Source organism: Vreelandella xerophytica, from assembly GCF_968048975.1.
The window spans coordinates 673,199-694,628 of record NZ_OZ309106.1; the positions used below are offsets into that span (position 1 = coordinate 673,199).

Below are 21,430 nucleotides of genomic sequence, written 5' to 3' on the forward strand. Positions count from 1 at the left end.
CTTAAAGAGAGGTGAGCATAATCCCTTGGCGGGCTCCGATAAGTCTTGTCGGCTTCTCAATGGGCCGGCGTAACGTGAGCTTGGAGCTCGGCGTGGAGCCACTGGTGAAACGCATTGAAAAGAGGAGATGCCTCGCGCTTGCTCGCGCGCACCAGGTAATGGCTACGCGGTGCTTTTATCCATCGATCGCTTAAAAGTTGTAGCTTCTTCTCTTCGAGAAGCGAATGGATCTGGGTGGAGCGTCCGAGAATGACGCCCCAGCCCGTACTGGCGGCTTCCGCCAGTGTGTTGGCGTCCTGCAAATTGACGCCTGTCAGCGCGTTAGGCTTTGCGGCGGCCATCGAACCGTGCCTTTTCCGATGATGAGCAAACCAGAGCGGCCACCAGTCATCGGGGTCGTTGAGTAATGGCCACTGGTCCGGCCGGTCGACTTTCAGTTCGAGGCGCTCGATCAGGGCGGGGTGGGCGACCGGCGCGATCCACTCATCGAAAAGGTGTTCGGCTTGCGTATCGGGCCACTTCCCCTGGCCAAAGCGAAGGGCTGCCGAGACCTCACCGCCTTTTAGATCAGCAAGTGCACTACTCGTTTCGACCCGGATCACCGCTTCCGGGTGTGCATGGGTAAAGCGGTGAAGCCTTGGCATGAGCCAGCTCGATGCAAGCCAAGGCATTACGCTGATGGTAAACGGTCGGTGGTCATCACTCACCTCATAAAGGGCCTCCTCGATCGCCACCATATGCCGCTCGACGCGGCTATAAAGCGCTTCGCCTTCAGGTGTGAGCCAGACCCCCTGGCTGTGTCGTTTGAGTAATGCAGTGCCCACCTTTTCTTCGAGCGCCTTGAGCCGCAGGCTAACTGCGCCGGTCGTAATACACAGGCATTTGGCGGCACGAGTGAGGTTGCCGGTCCTGGCGACAAGCAAAAAGGTTTGCAAATGAACAAGATATTTCATGGTTTTAGCTCGTTTAAAGACACCTTGAATAAAACTCCATGGAGACACCCTGGGGATCCCGTTAACCTTTTCGAGAGCATCGACCCGATAGGGTTACATGTTGCCCTCACCATGAAAAGGTACCCGTGCAATGCGCGCCACCCTCTATCTCTTAGCGGTCGTCATGTTCTTCTCCGGCAATCTGTTGGTCGGCAAGACGGCGACCGGCAGTCTTCCACCTTTTGCCTTGGCCACCGCGCGCATGGGAGTGGCGTTTATAGCGGCTACGTGCTGTTTCGGTGTAGCCAGCTGGCGCTGGCGATATCGGTTGATCAGTCAGTGGCGAGCGCTTGCCATCATGGCCGTCATGGGTATGGCGCTTTTCCAGGCGCTCATTTACGCCGCGCTTGCCACCACCAGCGCCAATAGCGTGGCCGTACTCGAAACCGGCATTCCCGTCGCCACCGCCGTCGTCATGGCGCTCATCTTCAAGGAGCGGTTGAGGGGCACGCAGTGGGCCGGCGTGTTGCTCTCCGTAGTGGGGGCTATCTGGGTCGTGACGAAAGGGGAGCCCGCTCAGGCGCTCGATAACGCAAGCGCGGGCAGCGCCATCATGGTGTTGGCGATCGCCTGCTGGGTCATTTACTCCCTGGCGGTCAGGCACTGGTGGGCAACTCTACCTATCTATGCAAGCCTTCCTCCCATGACGGCGATCGGCGTGCTGGTGCTTTTACCCCTGGCGTGGGTAGAGTATTGGATGCTCGAGCCGACCTTGAGTCTGGATAGCGCGACACTCGGCGCGGTGGTGTATCTCGGTCTGGGGCCGTCGTTGGTCGCGTTCGTCTGCTACAACCGGGCGGTGGCGTTGGTGGGCCCTAGCCGTGCATCACTGGCGCTCAATTTACTCCCTGTGGCGACCATGCTGCTCGGGTATGCGGTGTTCGGCTACGGCGTCACCTCGGCACAAATCATCGGCAGCGTAATGACCATCACCGGCGTTTGCCTGGTGATCGCGCCTCGCTTTGGGCCAGCGCGCGAGCGCCAATAAAAGCCTGGCGGGGTGCAGAGTGTTCTGCTCATCCTCTTTTCAATAGAAAACGCCACCGGGGAGTACCGTACCGGTAGCGTTTTTCAAGCCGCTGGCTTTTTTTAGCCTGAGCGTGGCGTTACCTCAGGTGTTTCAAGAAGTGGCAGCGGGCTCCTCCACCCTGAACCGGCGCATTAGCACGAAGTAAATCAGCCCGCCCAAACCAGCGCCGATCAGCCAGCCGTAGCCATCGAGCCCGGAAAGCGCGGGTACCAGCACCGTGGAAAGCGAGAACAAGGCCGCTCCCACGAAGGCGACCAGCGCGCGCTTGTTCCAGCCCTTCACGTAGTAGTAGGCGCCGCCGGGTTTGGATGAGAAAAGCTCCTGCATGTTCAGGTGCTGACGTTTGATCAGGTAATAATCCACCACGATGATGCCGTAGAACGGGGCAACGATGGCGCCGAGCGCGTTCACGAAGCCCGCCACGCCGATCTCGCTGATGACCGAGACCCACAGCGCGCCCACGAAGAACGCGATGATCGCGGTGATCAACCCGCCGGTCTTGAAGCTGATCTTGCTGGGAAACAGGTTGGCCAGATCATAAGCCGGCGGAATGAAGTTGGCCACCAGATTGATGCCCACGGTGGCGGCGAAGAAGGTCAGCGCGGCCACGATGGTCAGCGGCAAGGAGTCCACCCGCTCGACGATATCCGCCGGGTTGGTCAGCGCCTCGCCAAACAGCACCAGGGTGCCGGCGGTGATGATCAAGGCGATGAAGGAGAAAAACGCCACGTTGAGCGGCAGCCCTAACAGGTTGCCCAGCTTCATTTGCCGCTCGCTTTTGACAAAGCGGGTGAAGTCGCCAAAGTTGATCACCACGGCGGCAAAGTAGGCCACCATGGTGCCGACGATGGCAAAAAAGGCCGCGACGGCACCGCCGCTGGGCTCGCCGCTACCGCTGAAGATGGTATCGACGGCGGGAAGCAGTTCGCCACTTGCCTGATACCAGACCACCCCCATCAGCACCAGCATGACGACGTACACCATCGGGCCTGCCCAGTTGAGAAAGTGCTTGATGCGCTCGATGCCCTGCCAGAAGATCGCGATCTGGAAAAGCCAGACGATCACGAACGAGACCCAGGCCACTGGCGAGAGCCCCAGGAACTCGCCGCCGCCAACATCGCCCACGAAGGCGGTAATCAACAGCGCCACCGCCGTCGAGGCAAAGTAGGTCTGTACGCCGTACCAGAAGATCCCCACGATGGCGCGCAGCATCGCAGGCAGGTTGGCCCCGCGTACGCCAAGGCTTGCCCGCACCATGACCGGAAAGGGGATGCCGTACTTGACGCTGGGTTTACCGGTCAGGTTGACCAGAAACATCACGATTACGCTGGCCAGAATGATGGCCGCCATGACTGCCCAGCCGTTCAAGCCGTAGCTAAGAAACAGCGAGGCAGCCAGGGTGTAGCCAAACAGGCTTTGAATATCGTTGGACCAGACATTGAAGATCTCGAATGCACCCCAACTGCGCGCCTCGGGCTTGAGGGGCGCCAAGTCTTCGTTATAGAGGCTTGGGTCGATCCGCTTTATATCGAGCTCAGGGGTGAGCGGCTTCTCATTCATTATCGCGTCCTTGGGTCGAGAAGCTGCCGCCTGGGGCGGCAGGTGAACAGTTGCCTACTGGCTGAATCGCTGACAGGTGGGCCAGTAGGTCATGAGTAGATAATAGACGACCCCGGCGGGAATCAGACTTGCATACCAGGAAACCGCCGAGAACATGAGCGCCGCGACGATCCCTACCGCCATGGCGATGACCGCGGCAAGATTGATTCCCTTGTAAGGGCCTTCCGGGTCGTAGAGCTTGGTGATATCCAGCGTGCGGCGGCGAATCACGTAGTAGTCCACCACCAGAATCGCGAAGATGGGGCCCAGGAAGGCAGAGTAGGTCTGCACGAACAGTTGAAGGCCGGCTGCGGATTCCGGCTGCACCAGTTTCCAGGGGAAGCTGGCAAAGGCTAAAAGACCCACCACGATCGTGGCCGTAGGGAAGCGCATCTTGAAGACGTCCATCAGCACGTAGGTGGGAGGCACCACGTTGTTGAGCACGTTGGTGGTCACCTGAGCGAAGGCGATGAACAGGAGGGTCGTCATCAAAAGCGGCGTGTTGTCCACGGCGTTGGCGAACACCTGAATGGGGTCGGCGGTACCGGTGGCCTCGGACACCATGTAACCGATCAGCCCCATGAAGAGCGTGCAGGGCAAAATCGACATGGCGTAGATGGTCGTCAAGAGCCCGCCGCCGGTGCCCTTTTTATGCTCGCGCGCGTAGTCGCTGACGTTGAGCATCATGGTGCTGTAGATGCCCAGAAAGAGCATGGTCGCACCCCAGAACGGCATGCCCCAGGAGCCTTCCATGGTGAAAAGGCTTGCCGAAAGCTCATCGCCGTAGCGCTGTACCGTGGCGTAGAACATGTAGGTCAGCGAGCAGAGAATGAAGACGCTGCCGATGTTCTCGAGCCATTTGATGCCCTGAAACCCGGTCACCGAGAGGGCAATCTGCAAAAGCTGAAAGGTGATAAAGAAAAAGACCAGGTTGTCGAAGCCGAACAGCGTAGCCGAGACCATGTTGAGAGCCCCCGCGCCGATCCAGCTTTGAAAGCCGTACCACACGACGGCGGGGACCGCGCGCACAAGCCCTGGAATGCGCGTGCCGGTAAAGCCGAAGGCAGAGCGTGCCTGCACCATGAACGGAATGCCGTACTTGTAGCCGGCGGCCCCGTTGATCGCCAGCGCCACACCGATCACGAAACAGCCGATGGCGATGGCAAGCGTTGCCTGCAAAAGGTTGAGGGTGCCCACCACGCTCGAACCCATGGCGAAGGTGCCGATCGACACGCATCCCCCGAACCAGGCCAGAAAGTAGGAGCCGCGGCCCATGATGCGCGTTTGCTGCGGCGCCAGACTCTCGGCGCCCAGGGCCTTGTGACCGGCGTCAGCCGGCGGGTTTGATGCCTCTGAGGTCAATCCAGACGTACTCATCGTACCGTCCTCGCAAGATTTATAGACGTTATAGTTTTGCCCGGGTGTTTCGGGCGACGCTTGCGGCGTGGCGTGCTTACGGTGCTGGTTATCGTATGATTGTTATTGGTTTGGCGTTTTCATGAGTCGAACGGTACTGCTTGCTGCTTGCTACTGGTTGGGAGGCAAACGCAGTTCGGAGAGCTCGGCGAACTTGCCGGTAAAGGCTTTCGGGCGCGGGTAGTCCAGATCGCCGTGTTTGCTGGTATTCAGACCAAGGTCCACCAGCGACTCGGCGAGCTTCAAGGCGGCGCTGACGCCTTCCACCACCGGCAGGCCCACTTCGCGGCTGATCGCCTGGGTCAGGTTCGCCATGCCCCCGCAGCCCAGCACGATCGCGCCGATGCCGTCCTCATCCCGCGCGCGGCAGCATTCGGCCACGATGCGCTTGAAGGCGGCGTCCGGGTCGTGCTCGAGATCGAGCACCGGAATTTCCGCGGCGCGAATCCGCCGGCAGTGGTGGCGAAAACCGTACTGCTCCAGCAGGTGCTCGGCGATGATGCCAGTACGCCCCAGGGTGGTGACGATGGAAAAGCGTGTGCTGATCAGCGTGGCCATATGAAGCCCCGCCTCGGCGATACCGATGACCGGCGCACGGGTCAGCTCCCGGGCAGCCAGCAGCCCCGGGTCGCCGAAACAGGCCACGATATAGGCATCGATGCCGCCTTCGCGCTCGCCTTTGAGCACTTCCTCCACCACGCCTACCGCACTGATCGCCTCATCGAAGTGGCTTTCGATCGACACCGGGCCGGCTTCGGGCTGCGTGGCGCTGATGACGGTGTTTGCGCCCTTGAGAGCCTGAGCGGCTCGTTCAATGGCCTGGGTCATGGAGGCGGTCGTGTTGGGATTGATAATGCGTATATGCACGGTGGGCGGCTCGCAGGTAAACGATAATAGGCATCTTGTATACGAAAATAGGGCGGTTTGGAGCCTAGCGCAACTCTTTTGGGCTTGGACTATCGTGGTAGAGACACGCTTAGCAAGCTAAGGCTTAGTACGCTATTCATCCGCCTGACGAGCGCCTTCGTCAGATGGTCAGGCGCTCGAGCAGTACGTTGCGGCGATACCCGGAAATCGTTACTTTGTATACAAAGAAGGCTGTCCGATAAACAACAAGGAGATTCCATGGCTTCCGGCAACGAACAACTCACCAGTTTCTACCCGCGCGATCTTATCGGCTATGGCCAGACGCCGCCCCATGCCAACTGGCCGGGCAAGGCGAAAATCGCCGTGCAGTTCGTGCTCAACTACGAAGAGGGCGGGGAGAACTCCGTGCTGCATGGCGATGTGGGCTCGGAGCAGTTTCTTTCCGAGATCATTGGTGCGGCGAGTTACACCTCGCGCCATCTCAGCATGGAATCGATCTACGAGTACGGCTCCAGAACCGGGGTCTGGCGTATCCTGCGCGAGTTTGAACGCCGCGGGCTGCCGCTGACCGTGTTTGGTGTGGCCATGGCGCTGGAGCGCAATCCCGACGTCGCCCACGCGTTCAAGGAGCTGGGCCACGAAATTGCCTGTCATGGCTACCGCTGGATCCACTATCAGGAAGTGCCCGAACACATCGAGCGCGAGCACCTGCAAAAAGCCATGGACATATTCGAACGCCTTTACGGCGAGAAGCCCGAGGGCTGGTACACCGGACGCGACAGCCCCAACACCCGGCGCTTGATCGTCGACGAAGGCGGCTTCCTGTACGACAGCGACTACTACGGCGACGACTTGCCTTTCTGGGCCCGGGTAACCGACAGCCAGGGGAGCGATCACAACCATCTGATCGTACCCTATACGCTGGATACCAACGATATGCGTTTCGCCTCGCCCCAGGGGTTCAACACCTCGGATCACTTCTTCAGCTACCTTCGCGATGCCTTTGATGTACTCTACGCAGAAGGGGAAGAAGCGCCCAAGATGCTCTCGATCGGCATGCACTGTCGCCTGCTGGGTCGCCCGGGCCGCTTTCGCGCCCTGCAGCGCTTTCTGGATCATATCGAAGCGCACGACCGCGTCTGGGTCGCCCGGCGTGTGGATATCGCCCGCCACTGGGCCGAGCACCACCCGTCGCCCGTACTCTAAAAGGCTTATGTCATGAATAAACCCAGCTACTACGCCCCCCAGGGCGGCCATCCGCCGCAAACCCAGTTGACCGCTGATCGCGCGATGTTCACCGAGGCTTTTGCGCTGATTCCCAAAGGCGTGATGCGCGATATCGTGACCAGCAATCTGCCGTTTTGGCAGGGCACACGTGCCTGGGTGCTGGCGCGGCCGCTTTCGGGCTTTGCCGAGACGTTCTCTCAATACATCATGGAAGTGCAGCCCGGTGGCGGAAGCGACAAGCCCGAGCCGGAAGCGGAGGCCGAGGGCGTACTGTTCGTGGTCGAAGGCGAACTTTCGCTGACCCTTGACGGGGTGCGCCATACCCTGGCACCGGGCGGCTACGCGTTCATTCCGCCGGGCGTTGAGTGGCGAGTGCGTAACGACTCCCAGGCGCCGGTGCGTTTTCACTGGATTCGCAAGGCTTTCGAGTATGTGGAGGGTCTCGAGGTGCCCGAGGCCTTCGTCACCAACGAACAGGCGATCACACCTTTTGAGATGCCCGGCACCGAAGGGCGCTGGTCGACCACTCGCTTCGTCGACCCCAATGACGTTCGTCACGATATGCACGTCACCATCGTCAATTTCCAGCCCGGCGGCGTGATTCCCTTCGATGAAACCCACGTGATGGAGCACGGCCTTTATGTGCTGGAAGGCAAGGCGGTCTATCACCTCAACCAGCAGTGGGTGGAGGTCGAAGCGGGGGATTTCATGTGGCTGCGCGCCTTCTGCCCTCAGGCTTGCTACGCCGGCGGCCCGGGGCCGTTTCGCTACCTGCTTTACAAGGACGTCAACCGCCACGCGAAGCTCAAGCTCTTTCGCTAGAGCGAAAGAAAAAGCCCTGAGGAGGCCAACATGCTGACACTCACCGCTGAACCGTTGACCCGTGAGGCCTTCGCGCCTTTCGGCGAGGTCATCGATGCACGCGACTCAACTTCGTTTGCCATCAACGCCGGGCGCACCCAGCGCCACCACGACCTGGCGAAGGTGGAAACCCTGGGTGAAAGCGCCCATACGCTGATCAATATCTTCGTCAGCCAGCCCATCACACTGCCTCTGGCGCTGACCTTTCTGGAGCGCCACCCCCAGGGCAGCCAGGCCTTCATGCCGCTGCACGACGAACGTTTCATCATCGTGGTCGCGCCATCAGGTGACGAGATTCAGCCAGACCAGGTGCGCGCCTTTGTCACCGATGGCCGCCAGGGTGTGAACTACCGGGCCGGCACCTGGCACGCGATCAATTCGGTGCTGGAGCGCGAAGGCGAGTTTCTGGTAATCGACCGGGGCGGTGAGGGAAACAACTGTGACGAACACCCTCTGGATATCACCGTCACCCTTGCCGAGTAGCTTCGGGGTGGCTCATCGTGGGTTACCCCCTATCCGTCACATTATTTTGGTAAGCTGAAACCTTACTTCACGACTGCGCAGGAACCGTATGAGCCCCCACACCGCTACTCCCCTTCGCCGTACCAAGATTGTTGCCACGCTCGGCCCCGCCAGTGACCGCGAAGGCGTGCTGGAAGCCATGCTCAAGGCGGGAGTGGACGTGGTACGCCTCAACTTCTCCCACGGCACCGCCGATGATCACCGCCGCCGGCTGGAGCGCGTGCGCGAGATTGCCGCCCAGCTTGGCCGCAGCGTGGCCGCTCTGGGCGACCTGCAAGGTCCCAAGATTCGTATCGCGCGCTTCAAGCATGGGGCGGTCACGCTTGAAGAGGGCAAGGCGTTCATTCTGGACATGGCCATGAACAGCGACGAAGGCGACGCCGAAAAAGTCGGCTGCGACTACAAGACGCTGGCTCAGGACGTTACGGCAGGGGATCGCCTGCTGCTCGATGATGGCCGCGTGGTGCTCGATGTCACCCGCGTCGAGGGGCAGCAGGTACACACCCAGGTGGTGGTAGGCGGCAAGCTCTCCAACCACAAGGGCATCAACAAGCAGGGCGGCGGGCTCTCTGCTCCGGCGCTGACGGAAAAAGACAAGCAGGATTTGAAGACCGCCGTCGAGATCGGCGTGGATTATCTGGCGATCTCGTTTCCCCGCCACGCCGACGACATGCTCGAAGCGCGCCGGCTCTTGGGTGACGCGGGCAAGGATATCGGCCTGGTCGCCAAGGTGGAGCGCGCCGAAGCGGTGGCGGACGAGGCAACGCTTGACGGCATCATCGAAGCCTCGGAAGCGGTCATGGTGGCTCGTGGCGATCTGGGCGTGGAAATTGGTGATGCCAAGCTCGTGGGCGTGCAAAAGCGCATGATCAAGCGCGCCCGCACGCTGAACCGCGCGGTGATTACCGCGACCCAGATGATGGAAAGCATGATCTCGGCGCCGCTTCCCACCCGCGCCGAGGTGTTCGACGTGGCCAACGCCGTGCTCGATGGCAGTGATGCGGTCATGCTCTCCGCCGAGACCGCTGCCGGCGACTATCCGCTGGAAACCGTCGAGGCGATGGCGCGGGTGTGTCTGGGCGCCGAGCGCGAGCGCTCCGCCCAGGAGTCCGGCCATCGCATTCACGAGGGTTTTACCCAGGCCGATGAAACCATCGCGCTATCGGCGATGTACGCCGCCAACCATCTAAAAGGCGTCGCGGCGATTGCCTGCATGACCTCCTCGGGTTACACGCCCTTGATCGCCTCGCGGATCAGCTCGGGCCTGCCTATCGTGGGGCTTGCTCACAACCCCATCGCCCAGCGGCGCATGGCGCTTTATCGGGGCGTGGTCTCGTTGCCCTTCGATACCAGCGAGATGAGCGCCACCGAGCTCAACGATCGGGCGCTTGAAGTGCTGGTGAAGCAGGGCGTGGCCAAGCCCGGTGATCACGTGATTCTGACTCGCGGCGATCACATGAACGCTCACGGCGGTACCAACACCATGAAGGTGATGTCGATCACCGACCAGCACGTCAGTGCCTGACCGAGGGAATCACCATGAACACAACGCGTCGCCAACTGATCAAGGCCGCGATAGGGGTGTCACTGCTGGCCAGCGTGACCTCACCGCTTTTGAGCGTCTTTGCCGCAGACGAGCAAACCGCCGCCTCTACACTGCCGCTCACTATCCATACCGAGCAGGGCCCGCATCGCCTTGATGTGGAAGTGGCCGAAACGGTCTCCCAGCGCCAGCAGGGCCTGATGGGCCGCGAGCAGCTGCCCGAGGCGCGCGGCATGCTGTTTCGTTTTGAAAACGAGCAGCCCGCCAATAACGCCTTCTGGATGTTCAAGACCCTGATCGCGCTGGATATCGCTTTCATCGACGACGAAGGCCGCATTGTGGCGATCAATACCATGCCGCCTTGCGACGCCACCACTGCTCGGGAGTGTCCGGTGTATCCGGCCGGCGCCCCTTACTACTCGGCCCTCGAGGTCAACGCGGGCTATTTCGAAGAGCGCGGCATCGGGGTGGGCGACTGCGTCTCCGTCCCGGCGCTGGCCGGGTTCTGCCGGCCGGAGTGACAAGTGACAACACAGTCGAAGAGTAACGTTTAAAATAAACGCGTCGCTAAACGTATGTTTAAAAAAAGGCTTCTTATACTAATGCCATGGTGGACATCAATGGTGGGGAAGCGCTATAAGCTTGAGGTATGGGCGATGCCGATCAAGGCGTATTAAACGCGGAGAAAAGCGGGTAGCCTGTCAAAAGTGCAAAGCGCACTTATGCTACCTTCGCCAAGCGGCGTTTTTTTCGCTAGAGTAAAACGCCCTTGCCGCGCAAGCAGGCAGAGGCAACAGACTGACTTGTAAACGTTTTGAACTTATATACCCAAGGATCTGCTGTGCGGGTGGTTCAAAGCGAATAATGCTCACAAAAGATAAAGAGGTGTGTCCATGAAGCGCCATGTATTTTCCACCGCTGCCTTTTCAGGCGCGTTGATTGCCGCGGCAAGCTTTGCCAGCCCGGCCGTTGCCCAGGAACGTTACATCACCATCGGTACCGGTGGCCAGACCGGTGTTTACTACGTAGTGGGCCAGTCGGTCTGTCGCATGGTGAACCGCGGCAGCGAAGAGCACAGCATCCGCTGTAACGCGCCGTCTACCGGTGGCTCGGTGGCCAACGTCAACGGCATGAAAAATGGCGATCTGGATATGGGCGTGGTTCAGTCCGACGTTCAGTACCGTGCCTACAACGGGGAAGCCAACTTCGAAGGCGAAGGTCCCTGGGAAGAGATGCGCTCCGTGTTCACCATGCACGGTGAGCCTCTGACCGTGGTCGCCCGTGCCGATGCCGGTATCGAGAACATCAGCGACTTCCCCGGCAAGCGGGTGAACATCGGTAACCCCGGTTCCGGCCAGCGCAACACCATGGACGTGGTCATGGACGCCTTTGGCTGGGACGAAGGCACCTTCGCACTCGCCTCCCAGCTTGACGCCGCCGAACAGGCCGCCGCGCTTTCGGATAACAACATCGACGCCATGGTTTACGTGGTAGGCCATCCCAACGGCTCCATTCAGGAAGCCACCACCACCATCGACGCCCGTCTGGTATCGGTGACCGGTGATGAAATCGATAGCCTGATCGAAGAGTATCCTTACTATACGCGCTCCGTGATTCCGGGCGGTCTTTATCGGGGTAACGACGAAGACGTCGAGACCTTCGGCGTGGCGGCGACGTTCGTCTCCTCCACCAACGTGGATGAAGACGTGATCTACGAAACCGTAAAAGCCGTATTCGAGAACTTCGACCGCTTCAAGCGTCTGCACCCGGCGTTTGAAAACCTGAACGAAGAAGACATGATCTCTGACGGCCTGACCGCACCGCTGCATGCGGGTGCCGAGCGCTACTACCGCGAGCGCGGCTGGATCGAGTAAGTGTTCGGGTGCTAAAGGTCATGACCGATAGCGCCGATAAGTAATACGCAAAGCGCGGGCACCCTGGGTGTCCGCGCTTTTGTTGAATGTACATATCATTGAATGTACATATCGTGGACTGTACGGATGGCAAGTGCTGATGCTCAGCGCGGACCTAAAAGGGCAAGCGTATGCAAGATGAAAGAAAAACCACGGCCGCCGGAGGCAGCGACCTGGAGGATATGGTCGCCTCCAGCGATACCGGCGCGAGAAAACCCTTGGGCGCGCCTGGAAAGTTATTGGTCGGTATCGCGGCGGCCTGGTCGCTGTTTCAGCTCTGGATCGCCTCGCCGCTGCCTTACATGGTGAGGTTTGGCGTGTTCAGTGCAACCGAGGCGCGCTCGATTCACCTGGCCTTCGCTCTCTTTCTTGCCTTCATGGCCTACCCGGCGCTCAAGCGCTCACCGCGTGACCGCGTGCCGGTACAGGATTGGCTGTTTGCGGCCGTGGCGGCCTTCTGCGGCGCTTACCTGTTTGTTTTCTACTCTGACCTTGCTGGCCGGGCAGGGCGCCCCATCACCCAGGATATCGTGGTTGGCGTGGTGGGCATCATCATGCTGCTGGAGGCGACCCGGCGGGCTCTCGGGCCGCCCTTGATGATCGTGGCGGCCGTGTTTATCGCCTATTCGCTGTTCGGGCCCTACATGCCCGGTATTCTTGCCCACCGCGGCGTCAGCCTGGGCGGGTTGATCAACCACCAGTGGCTGGGCACCCAGGGCGTGTTCGGGATCGCACTCGGCGTCTCCACCAGTTTCGTCTTCCTGTTCGTGCTGTTTGGCGCGCTGCTGGATAAGGCAGGGGCGGGCAACTATTTCATCAAGGTGGCCTTTTCGATGCTGGGCCACTTCAAGGGCGGCCCGGCCAAGGCGGCGGTCGTCGCCTCGGGCATGACCGGGCTGATTTCAGGCTCCTCGATTGCCAATACCGTGACCACCGGTACCTTTACCATCCCCATGATGAAACGGGTGGGCTTCAGCGCCGAGAAAGCCGGCGCGGTGGAAGTCTCCTCGTCGGTCAACGGCCAGATCATGCCGCCGGTCATGGGGGCGGCGGCGTTCTTGATGGTCGAGTACGTGGGCATTTCCTATGTCGAGGTCATCAAGCACGCGTTTCTGCCCGCGCTGATCTCCTATATCGCGCTGATCTATATCGTGCACCTGGAAGCGCTCAAGGCGGACATGAAGGGGCTGCCCTCGAGCAACCCGGCGCGCCCGCTGCTGAACAAGGTGATCGGCTTTCTCACCGGTTTGCTGTTATTGATGGGGCTTTCCATCGGGGTCTACTACGGGCTTGGCTGGCTCAAGCCGGTACTCGGTGAAGCGACGCCCTGGGTGGTCTCCGTGGGCCTGGCGCTCGTCTATATCGGGCTTTTGAAAATCGGCGCCCGCTACCCGGAGCTCGAGATCGATGACCCCAACTCCAAAGTGTTGAAGCTGCCCCAGACCCGGCCGACGGTCATGGTCGGGCTTCATTACATTCTGCCGGTCATCGTGCTGGTGTGGTGTCTGATGGTCGAGCGTCTGTCGCCCGGGCTCTCAGCGTTCTGGGCCACCATGTTCATGATCTTCATCATGGTCACCCAGCGCCCGATCATTGCGCTCTTCCGGGGTCGCAGCCGTCTGGCGGGTGATATCAAGGAGGGCCTTTTCGATCTCTGGGATGGCCTGGTGACCGGTGCGCGCAACATGATCGGCATCGGTATCGCCACCGCCACGGCAGGGATCGTGGTCGGTGCGGTCTCCCAGACCGGCGTGGGCCTGGTGCTGGCGGATGTGGTCGAGATTCTCTCCGGCGGCAACCTGATGGTCATCTTGCTGCTTACCGCGGTGCTGAGCCTGATTCTGGGCATGGGGCTTCCAACCACCGCCAACTACATCGTGGTATCGGCGCTGATGGCACCGGTGATCGTGATGCTGGGCCAGCAAAACGGGCTGATCGTGCCGCTGATCGCGGTGCACCTGTTCGTGTTCTACTTTGGCATCATGGCGGATGTCACCCCCCCCGTGGGGCTTGCCTCCTTTGCCGCGGCGGCGGTCTCCGGAGGCGATCCGTTGCGTACCGGTTTCCAGGCGTTCTACTACAGCCTGCGTACCGCGGCCCTGCCGTTTCTGTTCATCTTCAATACCGACTTGCTCTTGATCGACGTGACCGTGGCGCAAGGGGTGCTGATCTTCATTGTCGCCACCATCGCCATGCTGATCTTCGCCGCCGGCACTCAGGGCTACTTCATTACCCGCAACCGCTGGTATGAGTCGCTGCTGCTGCTGCTGGTCGCCTTCACGCTGTTCCGCCCCGGGTTCTGGATGGATCGCATTCACGATCCTTACGAGTCGGTGCCGCCGGCGCAGTTTGCCGATGCACTGGGGCAGGTGGAGGCAGGCAGCAACCTGCGCATTCAGATTGCCGGGGAGGACGATTACGGCTCGCCCATGACCACCTACCTGCTGATACCGGTGCCCGATGGCAACACCGGCGAAGAGCGGCTTCAAAACCTGGGTATCGAGCTCTATACCGATGGCGACCAGACGCTGGTGGACTTTGTCGAGTTCGGAAGCCCGGCGGCGGATCTCGGGTTGGACTTCGATCAGGAGATCGTCGAGGTGCTCGCCCCGGTGGACCGCTGGACCAAGGAGTGGATGTGGCTGCCGGCGCTGGGGCTCTTTGCACTCGTGGTGCTGATGCAGCGCCGTCGTCGCGGCAAACAGACGCCAGACCACACGCCCGCCAACGCCTAGGGGAAGCATGATGTACTAAAAATCCTGCTGCCCGTGGCGGCGACGCTTTGCCAGACTTTCGGGGCGTCGCTGCATCTGGTCTGCGTGTTGTCGGAGTTCACCATGCCGATGGTCGGGGCCTTTTTTCCGAAAGACTTTTCGCACAAGGCCCACGTCTCGATGAAGGAGGCACAAGCGACGTTCATTGCCGAGCACGTGCCCGATGACATTCAGACCCAGAGCGTCATCGGGGACGGCTCACCTCAAGAGACAGCTTCGGCTGTCTCTTTTTTTGGGGCCCTCTACTGATACCTGCATCCTCTGTTGATGCCGGTATCCCCTACCATTGGCTGATTTCGTTTAGCAGGTAAGTATCCAACACTGAGCGGGTAGTCTTAATAATCATAATGCTCAGGAGCCTTACCATGATCTACGCGAACCCAGGCGACAGCGGCGCCGTCGTCACCTTTGAAAAACGCTACGGTAACTACATCGGCGGGGAGTTCGTGGCGCCGGCCAAGGGGCAGTATTTCGATAATCTCAGTCCGGTCAACGGACAGGTGTTCTGCGAAATTCCCCGTTCAAGCGATGAAGATCTCGAAAAGGCGCTCGATGCCGCCCACCAGGCCGCCCCTGCCTGGGGCAAGACCTCCGCCGCCGAGCGCAGCAACATCCTGCTGAAAATGGCGGATCGTATCGAGCAGAACCTGGAGCTTCTGGCGGTGGCGGAAACCTGGGACAACGGCAAGGCGGTGCGCGAAACCCTCAATGCCGACATTCCCCTGGCGGTCGACCACTTCCGCTACTTCGCCGGCTGCATTCGCGCCCAGGAAGGGAGTGCGGCGGATATCGACGCCAACACCGTCTCCTATCACTTCCACGAGCCGCTTGGCGTGGTGGGCCAGATCATTCCCTGGAACTTCCCCATCCTGATGGCGGTATGGAAGCTCGCGCCCGCGCTTGCCGCCGGCAACTGCGTGGTGCTCAAACCCGCCGAGCAGACCCCGGCCTCGATTCTCGAGCTGATGAAGGTCGTCGGCGACCTGCTGCCGCCCGGGGTGGTCAACATCGTCAACGGCTTTGGCGAAGAGGTGGGCGAGAGCCTGGCCACCAGTAAGCGTATCGCCAAGATCGCCTTTACCGGCTCCACGCCGGTGGGCTCGCATATTCTCAAGTGTGCCGCCGAGAACATCATTCCCTCCACGGTGGAGCTTGGTGGCAAGTCCCCCAACATCTACTTCGCCGACATCATGAACGCCGAGCCCACCTTTATCGATAAAGCGGTGGAAGGACTGGTCCTGGCGTTTCTGAACCAGGGCGAGGTATGCACCTGCCCGTCCCGTGCGCTGGTGCAGGAGAGCATGTTTGATGACTTCATGACCAGGGTGCTCGAGCGCACCAAGGCCATCAAGCGCGGCAATCCGCTGGATACCGACGTCCAGGTCGGCGCTCAGGCATCCCAGGAGCAGTTCGACAAGATCATGTCCTACATGGATGTGGCCCGGGAGGAGGGCGCGGAGTTTTTGACCGGGGGCAACAAGGCGAGCATCGAAGGCGATTATGACGGCGGCTACTACATCGAGCCGACGATTTTGAAAGGCAACAACAAGATGCGCATCTTCCAGGAGGAGATCTTCGGCCCGGTCGTCTCGGTGACCACCTTCAAGGACGAGGAAGAAGCGCTGGCGATTGCCAACGACACCGAATTCGGCCTGGGCGCCGGGGTGTGGAGTCGCGACATCAACGTGGCGTTTCGCATGGGCCGTGGCATTCAGGCGGGGCGCGTGTGGACCAACTGCTACCACCAGTACCCGGCCCACGCGGCGTTCGGCGGCTACAAGAAATCCGGCGTGGGCCGTGAAACCCACAAGATGGCGCTGGAACACTACCAGCAGACCAAGAACCTGCTGGTGAGCTACGATATCAACCCGATGGGCTTTTTCTAGAAATACGCCGTCCAGGCGCGGTGTTAAACGCGACAACCCGGCCATTGGCCGGGTTGTCGTATGACGCAATGGGCTTGCGTGCAGGCTTACTGAGTCGTGATCGCGTCTTCGTTGTCGTCGTCACCGTGGCCGCGGTTGCCACGCTCAGCGCGACGCTCGTCATGGACGTCGCGCATGGCGCCCTTGAGAGCTTCCTGCTCTTCATCGGTCAGAATCTCGCTTACGCGCTCCTTGTGCTCATCGCGCAGCTCCTTCATTGCCTCATAGAACTCGGCGTTGGCCTCGTTGAGCGCTTCCTGCTTCTCTTCATTGATCTCGGCGCGCTGATATACTTGCTGGCGCTGCTCCTGCATGTGTTCGCGCATCTGCTCGCGGCCTTCACCTTCATGGTGTGAACCCGCCTGCGCGGTCAGCGCCAGAGGCATCAAGGCGGCGGTGAGCAGGGCGGGGGCGGCGAGTTTACGAATGGAAAATGTCATGACATACCTCTCAGGGTTCAGTGGAGCTTTATAGGGTTCGGTAAAACTTTATACAAAGCTCGGTAGAGCCTTGAAGCGACAAGCGCTTGGGATAAATCGCCTGTCGCCTGATCGACACCTTGAGTATTGGATGCCGGGGTGTAAAACCGTTGCACGAAGTGTGCAATAACTGTGACGTTCATGGATTGCCGCGTTATTTTGGGCTCGACGCGGAAAAGGATAAAAGGAGTTATCGATGCAGGCTATTCGTGCGATCCGCCGTTCGTTGGGGGCGGGAAGTCTGGCGCTGTTGCTGGGCGGTTGCGGCGCCACTCATATTGCCACGAGCGGCGAACCTGCCCTGGCGAATACGGTCGAGCGCCCCGCCATTCGCGCCGCCACCCTGGCCCCTCAGCGCTACACCCCAAGCGACTGGCCTGCGCCGCTGACCGCCCGGGTACGCCTGCCACAGACGCAAGATACGCGCCTGCGCCCGGCGGCGCTGATCGTGCACGGTGGCGGCTGGCGCGGACGAAGCCCGCAGGATATGGAGAAAGTCGCCCGTCAGCTGGCGGCGCAAGGGTTTGTGACGGTCAACATCGAGTACCGCTTTGCTCCCGAGTACCGTTTCCCTGCCCAGCTTCATGACCTGCAGCAGGCGATGGCGTGGATTCATCGGAACGCCGAGCAGTGGCGTATCGATACCCACCGGATCGTGGGGGTGGGCTACTCCTCCGGCGCTCATCTGGTAAGCCTTCTCGCCCTGGCCGGCGCCGAAGGGCCGCTTGCCGAACCCTACGGCGGCGAGCATACCCGGCTGCGCGCAGTGGCGGTCGGGGGCTTGCCAAGCGATCTTCTCAAGTTCGACGACGGGCCTCTGGTGATCGATCTACTTGGCGGTACTCGCAATGAAGTGCCCGAGGCGTACGCGCTAGCTTCCCCCGCGCGCCAGATCGACCGCGAGGCGCCGGCGTTTTTCATCTTCCACGGCAATCGCGATCGTCTGGTGCCGGTCGATCACGCCCGGGATTTCTATCAAGCGCTGCAGGCCCAGGGCACCCCCGCCGAGCTGTACCTGCAGCACGGCCGGGGGCATATCGGCAGCTTTCTACTGCGCGGCGGGGCCATCGAGGCGGCCATCGCGTTCTTGAATCGAGAGACAGCGGCGCAGGCAGAGAGCGCGGATTAGACTTTAGTTGGCTTTTGCCGCCGTGCAAGGTTGGTGAAAGCTTCGTGACATAGCGTGGGTGCTCTGCAGGCAGTGACCTGCTCCAGAATCTATAAATTTATAAAAAGTGAGACCGCTATGCCCAAGAACACCCTTGCTCCGTTTGGCTTGACCATGAAATCACTACTGGTTGGCGCCACCGCCGCCGTTGCCTCGCTCGCCATGTCGCTTCCGGCTGCGGCCGATGACTACCCCGAGCGCCCCATCAACATGATCGTGGGCTTTGGCACCGGCGGCAGCGCCGATCGTCTGGCCCGTTTGATGTCCGGCTACATCTCCGAAGAGATCGGCGTACCGGTACAGGTGACCAACCGTCCGGGAGCCGGTACCCAGGTGGCGTCCAACTACGTGCTGAACATGCCCGATGATGGCTATACGGTTTACGCTTCCACGTTCGCACCGTACCTGACCAACTCGATCCTGACCGGCGGCGCCAACTTCAGCGTTGACGACTTCAACTACATCAACTTCCAGTGGTTCGATCTGGATCTGATCGCTGCCAACCGTGACAGCGGCTATGAAGACCTTCCCGCGCTGCTCGAGGCCATTCGTGCTGGCGACAGCCAGGTACGCGGCGCCGTGGTGCAAGGCTCGGCGGGCCACCTGATGGTGCGTCTGCTGCTCGACCAGGCCGGTATCCCCCAGGAGAATCTGAACCTGGTGACCTACAACAGTGGCGGTGAAGCGCGCTCGGCAGTGGCCGGTGGCCAGGTGGACTTCGTCTCCATCAGCGCCCAGGGCAGTGAAGGCATTCGCGAATTTCTGACGCCGCTTGCCATCGTAAGCGATGAGCGTATCGATCAGTGGGATGCGCCGACGATCAATGAAGCGCTGGCACCCATGGACGTCGAAGTGCCGGTGCTGCAAGGCTCCATGCGTGGCTTCGCGGTCACCAGCGAAATGGAGCGCGAGCACCCTGAGCGTTTCGAGACACTGTCTTCGGCCATTCAAAGCGCCCTGGCCCGCAAGGAAGTGCAGGATCATCTCGAACGCAACGACATGGGCGGCGTCTGGATCGGCCCGGAGCGCGCCAACGAGCTGATGCGCGAAAACTTCGACGTCTTCGAACAGTACGCCCACCTGCTTAACTGATCTTTCTAAAGGCCGGCCCAGTGATTGACCGGGCCGGCCTGGAGAACCTCCATGTCTGCAAAAAAACGTGACTATGGGGACCTTCTGGTTCTCATGGCGCTGGCGTGCTTTACGCTCTGGTATCTGATGGATGCGATCAGCGTCTCATCTCGTGTGCAAAACCTGCTGTTGATCCTGCCGCTTTCGCTGCTGGTACTGGCGATCATCGCCTTGGAGCTGGTGCTTCGTATCAAGCACAGGACGCTGCTACGCGCCAGTGAAGAGGAGGAGCCGCTTCACCGCACCCTTCCCGTGGTGGGGCTGTTTGCCGTCTACGTGCTGTCGCTTGAAACGCTGGGCTTCGATCTCGCCACGGTACTGTTCATCGCGCTCTTTCTGGTGTTAAAGGGCGAGCGAAAGTGGTGGATGGTGGTGGGGTTCAGCGCCGCTTTCGGTCTGGGCACTGCGTATTTCTTCTCGCAGATGCTGCCTTATCCCATGACCTTGCTGCTATTGCCAAGCTAAGGAGCCGCTATGATCGATCTTACTGCCGTAGAGCAGAGCCTGGCCCTGCTCTTTTCCGATTTCGGCCCCTGGCTGGTGGTGGTTCCCGGCATCATACTGGGGCTGATCTTCGGCGCCACCCCGGGGCTTCAGATCTCCATGGCCATGGCGATCTTTCTGCCCATGACCATGTACATGGACTTCATCCAGGCCATGCTCTTTCTGACCGCCATTTTCACCGGCGGCTCGTTTGGTTCGGGCATTCCCGCCATCCTGATGAATATCCCCGGCACGTCGTCGGCCATCGCTACCGCCTTTGACGGCTACCCCATGGCGCGCAAGGGCCAGCACAACCAGGCGCTGGGCGTGGCGCTGGCCTCCTCGGTCATCGGCGTGCTCATGGGCTATGTGATCCTGTTCATCATGATCCAGCCGCTGTCGGTCATGGTCCTGAAGCTGGGACCTGCCGAGATGTTCATCGTCATTCTGTGGGGCATGACCCTGATTGCAAGTCTCAAGGGCGAGCAAGTGCTCAAGGGGCTGATGGCGGGGTTCGTGGGGCTTCTGGCAGGTACCATCGGGTTCAGCGAAATCGGCCTGGCCCGGGGCACCATGGGCCAGACCTACCTGCTCGACGGGATTCCCGTGATTCCCGCCATGATGGGCATGTTCGCCGCCTCCGAGCTTTTCAAGCTGGCCAACAAGGGCTTCATCGTCGAGTCCGAAGCGTCGCGCAAGGTGAACATCGGTGAAATACTGGCCGGCTGCAAGATGGCTCTTCGCTACCCCGGCGTGATGATTCGCGGCGGTCTGATCGGCGTATTCGTCGGCGCGGTACCCGGTGTGGGCTCCTCGGTGTCGAATCTGCTCTCTTATGTGGAGACCAAACGCCGCGACAAGGACCCGGACTCCTTCGGCAAGGGCAACCCCAAGGGGGTCGTGGCCTCGGAATCCGCCAACAGCACATCAGAGGCGGGCTCGATGGCGACCCTTCTGGCGCTGGGTATTCCCGGCGGCGGGGCCACCGCGGTCATGCTGGCGGCGTTTGCCATGCACAATATCACCGGTGGGCCGCAGTTCATTCGTCAACAGACCGATGTGGTGTACGCCATCATTTTCGCCAACTTCGCCCAGGTGTTTCTGCTGGTCATTGTGGGGCTTCTGTTCATCCCGCTTCTGGCGAACATCGTCAAGGTGCCCATGCGCTATCTGATCCCGTCGGTGCTGGTTCTGGCGGTGATGGGCTCGTTTGGCCTGACCGGCAACATGACAGGGCCGGCCACGGTGCTGGTATTCGCGGTGATCGGCTGGATTCTTCGCCACTACGGCTATTCGGTACCGGCGGCGGTCATCGGGCTGCTGCTGGGCTCGCTTGCGGAGAAGTCGCTCTTGCACTCCTACCAGATCAGCGGCGGCGATATCAGCTATCTGTTTGGTCGCCCGGTGGCGCTGGGCATTCTGGCACTGTTGTTGATTTCGCTGTTCGGCCAGCCCCTCATGAAGCGCTTTCAGGCGCGTCGGGCGCCGCAGGACTAGCCG

19 protein-coding genes are annotated in these 21,430 nt (G+C 60.7%); 14 read left to right on the forward strand and 5 right to left on the reverse strand.

Annotation, left to right across the window (positions count from 1 at the left end; all coding sequences use genetic code 11):
* Positions 1–56: 56 nt before the first annotated feature.
* Positions 57–953, reverse strand: a complete 897-nt coding sequence (locus ACWF8S_RS03205; protein WP_447555383.1) for a LysR substrate-binding domain-containing protein — start codon at positions 951–953, stop codon at positions 57–59.
* A 130-nt stretch (positions 954–1,083) separates the two neighbouring features.
* Here ACWF8S_RS03205 and ACWF8S_RS03210 point away from each other — a divergent pair, with 130 nt between their 5' ends.
* Positions 1,084–1,980 carry a DMT family transporter gene (locus ACWF8S_RS03210; RefSeq protein WP_447555385.1) on the forward strand — a complete coding sequence of 299 codons (897 nt, stop codon included), beginning with the start codon at positions 1,084–1,086 and terminating at the stop codon, positions 1,978–1,980.
* A gap of 132 nt (positions 1,981–2,112) precedes the next feature.
* Here ACWF8S_RS03210 and ACWF8S_RS03215 read toward each other — a convergent pair whose 3' ends face one another.
* From ACWF8S_RS03215 to ACWF8S_RS03225, 3 genes are all read right to left on the reverse strand, one after another.
* Complete coding sequence (locus ACWF8S_RS03215; protein WP_447555387.1) at positions 2,113–3,582, reverse strand: NCS1 family nucleobase:cation symporter-1; 1,470 nt, start codon at positions 3,580–3,582, stop codon at positions 2,113–2,115.
* Between the two features lie 54 nt (positions 3,583–3,636).
* A complete protein-coding gene (locus tag ACWF8S_RS03220) occupies positions 3,637–4,998 on the reverse strand; it encodes an NCS1 family transporter (protein ID WP_447555388.1) in 1,362 nt (453 codons plus the stop codon).
* Positions 4,999–5,148: 150 nt separating this feature from the next.
* Positions 5,149–5,904: an aspartate/glutamate racemase family protein gene (locus ACWF8S_RS03225; protein WP_447555389.1), complete on the reverse strand. Its 756-nt coding sequence runs from the start codon at positions 5,902–5,904 to the stop codon at positions 5,149–5,151.
* Between the two features lie 258 nt (positions 5,905–6,162).
* Between ACWF8S_RS03225 and puuE the strand changes: the two genes are divergently transcribed.
* The 9 genes from puuE (at position 6,163) to exaC (ending at position 16,630) form a co-directional block, all read left to right on the forward strand.
* Complete coding sequence (gene puuE / locus ACWF8S_RS03230; RefSeq protein WP_447555390.1) at positions 6,163–7,110, forward strand: allantoinase PuuE; 948 nt, start codon at positions 6,163–6,165, stop codon at positions 7,108–7,110.
* A 12-nt stretch (positions 7,111–7,122) separates the two neighbouring features.
* A complete protein-coding gene (locus ACWF8S_RS03235) occupies positions 7,123–7,953 on the forward strand; it encodes a bifunctional allantoicase/(S)-ureidoglycine aminohydrolase (RefSeq protein ID WP_447555391.1) in 831 nt (276 codons plus the stop codon).
* A gap of 30 nt (positions 7,954–7,983) precedes the next feature.
* Entirely contained in the window at positions 7,984–8,475 is a 492-nt protein-coding gene (locus ACWF8S_RS03240) for an ureidoglycolate lyase (protein ID WP_447555392.1), read from the forward strand.
* Positions 8,476–8,563: 88 nt separating this feature from the next.
* Entirely contained in the window at positions 8,564–10,039 is a 1,476-nt protein-coding gene (pyk, locus tag ACWF8S_RS03245) for a pyruvate kinase (protein WP_447555393.1), read from the forward strand.
* Positions 10,040–10,053: 14 nt separating this feature from the next.
* Positions 10,054–10,578 carry a DUF192 domain-containing protein gene (locus ACWF8S_RS03250; RefSeq protein ID WP_447555394.1) on the forward strand — a complete coding sequence of 175 codons (525 nt, stop codon included), beginning with the start codon at positions 10,054–10,056 and terminating at the stop codon, positions 10,576–10,578.
* Positions 10,579–10,950: 372 nt separating this feature from the next.
* Positions 10,951–11,931, forward strand: a complete 981-nt coding sequence (locus ACWF8S_RS03255) for a TAXI family TRAP transporter solute-binding subunit (RefSeq protein WP_447555395.1) — start codon at positions 10,951–10,953, stop codon at positions 11,929–11,931.
* Between the two features lie 170 nt (positions 11,932–12,101).
* Positions 12,102–14,705, forward strand: a complete 2,604-nt coding sequence (locus ACWF8S_RS03260; protein WP_447555396.1) for a TRAP transporter permease — start codon at positions 12,102–12,104, stop codon at positions 14,703–14,705.
* Positions 14,706–14,738: 33 nt separating this feature from the next.
* Entirely contained in the window at positions 14,739–14,993 is a 255-nt protein-coding gene (locus tag ACWF8S_RS03265; protein WP_447555397.1) for a hypothetical protein, read from the forward strand.
* Positions 14,994–15,109: 116 nt separating this feature from the next.
* Positions 15,110–16,630: an acetaldehyde dehydrogenase ExaC gene (exaC, locus tag ACWF8S_RS03270; RefSeq protein WP_447555398.1), complete on the forward strand. Its 1,521-nt coding sequence runs from the start codon at positions 15,110–15,112 to the stop codon at positions 16,628–16,630.
* Between the two features lie 86 nt (positions 16,631–16,716).
* On the opposite strand, the gene ACWF8S_RS03275 is transcribed toward exaC, so the two are convergent.
* Entirely contained in the window at positions 16,717–17,109 is a 393-nt protein-coding gene (locus ACWF8S_RS03275) for a hypothetical protein (RefSeq protein WP_447555399.1), read from the reverse strand.
* A gap of 235 nt (positions 17,110–17,344) precedes the next feature.
* Between ACWF8S_RS03275 and ACWF8S_RS03280 the strand changes: the two genes are divergently transcribed.
* The 4 genes from ACWF8S_RS03280 to ACWF8S_RS03295 all read left to right on the forward strand — a co-directional run bounded on the left by ACWF8S_RS03280 (position 17,345) and on the right by ACWF8S_RS03295 (position 21,427).
* Positions 17,345–18,277, forward strand: coding sequence for an alpha/beta hydrolase fold domain-containing protein (locus tag ACWF8S_RS03280; RefSeq protein WP_447555400.1), 933 nt, complete (start codon positions 17,345–17,347; stop codon positions 18,275–18,277).
* A gap of 117 nt (positions 18,278–18,394) precedes the next feature.
* On the forward strand, positions 18,395–19,408 hold the full coding sequence (locus ACWF8S_RS03285; protein WP_447555401.1) for a Bug family tripartite tricarboxylate transporter substrate binding protein: 1,014 nt from the start codon (positions 18,395–18,397) through the stop codon (positions 19,406–19,408).
* 51 nt (positions 19,409–19,459) lie between these two features.
* The gene (locus ACWF8S_RS03290) at positions 19,460–19,912 is read left to right on the forward strand and encodes a tripartite tricarboxylate transporter TctB family protein (RefSeq protein WP_447555402.1); all 453 of its coding nucleotides are present in this window, start codon (positions 19,460–19,462) and stop codon (positions 19,910–19,912) included.
* Between the two features lie 9 nt (positions 19,913–19,921).
* Positions 19,922–21,427, forward strand: a complete 1,506-nt coding sequence (locus ACWF8S_RS03295; RefSeq protein WP_447555403.1) for a tripartite tricarboxylate transporter permease — start codon at positions 19,922–19,924, stop codon at positions 21,425–21,427.
* Positions 21,428–21,430 lie beyond the last annotated feature (3 nt).

Bases quoted from the DNA above. Each gene is read 5' to 3' on its own strand.
- ACWF8S_RS03205 (WP_447555383.1), bottom strand. From the start codon at position 953: ATGAAATATCTTGTTCATTTGCAAACCTTTTTGCTTGTCGCCAGGACC.
- ACWF8S_RS03210 (WP_447555385.1), top strand. From the start codon at position 1,084: ATGCGCGCCACCCTCTATCTCTTAGCGGTCGTCATGTTCTTCTCCGGC.
- ACWF8S_RS03215 (WP_447555387.1), bottom strand. From the start codon at position 3,582: ATGAATGAGAAGCCGCTCACCCCTGAGCTCGATATAAAGCGGATCGAC.
- ACWF8S_RS03220 (WP_447555388.1), bottom strand. From the start codon at position 4,998: ATGAGTACGTCTGGATTGACCTCAGAGGCATCAAACCCGCCGGCTGAC.
- puuE (WP_447555390.1), top strand. From the start codon at position 6,163: ATGGCTTCCGGCAACGAACAACTCACCAGTTTCTACCCGCGCGATCTT.
- ACWF8S_RS03235 (WP_447555391.1), top strand. From the start codon at position 7,123: ATGAATAAACCCAGCTACTACGCCCCCCAGGGCGGCCATCCGCCGCAA.
- ACWF8S_RS03240 (WP_447555392.1), top strand. From the start codon at position 7,984: ATGCTGACACTCACCGCTGAACCGTTGACCCGTGAGGCCTTCGCGCCT.
- pyk (WP_447555393.1), top strand. From the start codon at position 8,564: ATGAGCCCCCACACCGCTACTCCCCTTCGCCGTACCAAGATTGTTGCC.
- ACWF8S_RS03250 (WP_447555394.1), top strand. From the start codon at position 10,054: ATGAACACAACGCGTCGCCAACTGATCAAGGCCGCGATAGGGGTGTCA.
- ACWF8S_RS03255 (WP_447555395.1), top strand. From the start codon at position 10,951: ATGAAGCGCCATGTATTTTCCACCGCTGCCTTTTCAGGCGCGTTGATT.
- ACWF8S_RS03260 (WP_447555396.1), top strand. From the start codon at position 12,102: ATGCAAGATGAAAGAAAAACCACGGCCGCCGGAGGCAGCGACCTGGAG.
- exaC (WP_447555398.1), top strand. From the start codon at position 15,110: ATGATCTACGCGAACCCAGGCGACAGCGGCGCCGTCGTCACCTTTGAA.
- ACWF8S_RS03275 (WP_447555399.1), bottom strand. From the start codon at position 17,109: ATGACATTTTCCATTCGTAAACTCGCCGCCCCCGCCCTGCTCACCGCC.
- ACWF8S_RS03280 (WP_447555400.1), top strand. From the start codon at position 17,345: ATGCAGGCTATTCGTGCGATCCGCCGTTCGTTGGGGGCGGGAAGTCTG.
- ACWF8S_RS03285 (WP_447555401.1), top strand. From the start codon at position 18,395: ATGCCCAAGAACACCCTTGCTCCGTTTGGCTTGACCATGAAATCACTA.
- ACWF8S_RS03290 (WP_447555402.1), top strand. From the start codon at position 19,460: ATGTCTGCAAAAAAACGTGACTATGGGGACCTTCTGGTTCTCATGGCG.
- ACWF8S_RS03295 (WP_447555403.1), top strand. From the start codon at position 19,922: ATGATCGATCTTACTGCCGTAGAGCAGAGCCTGGCCCTGCTCTTTTCC.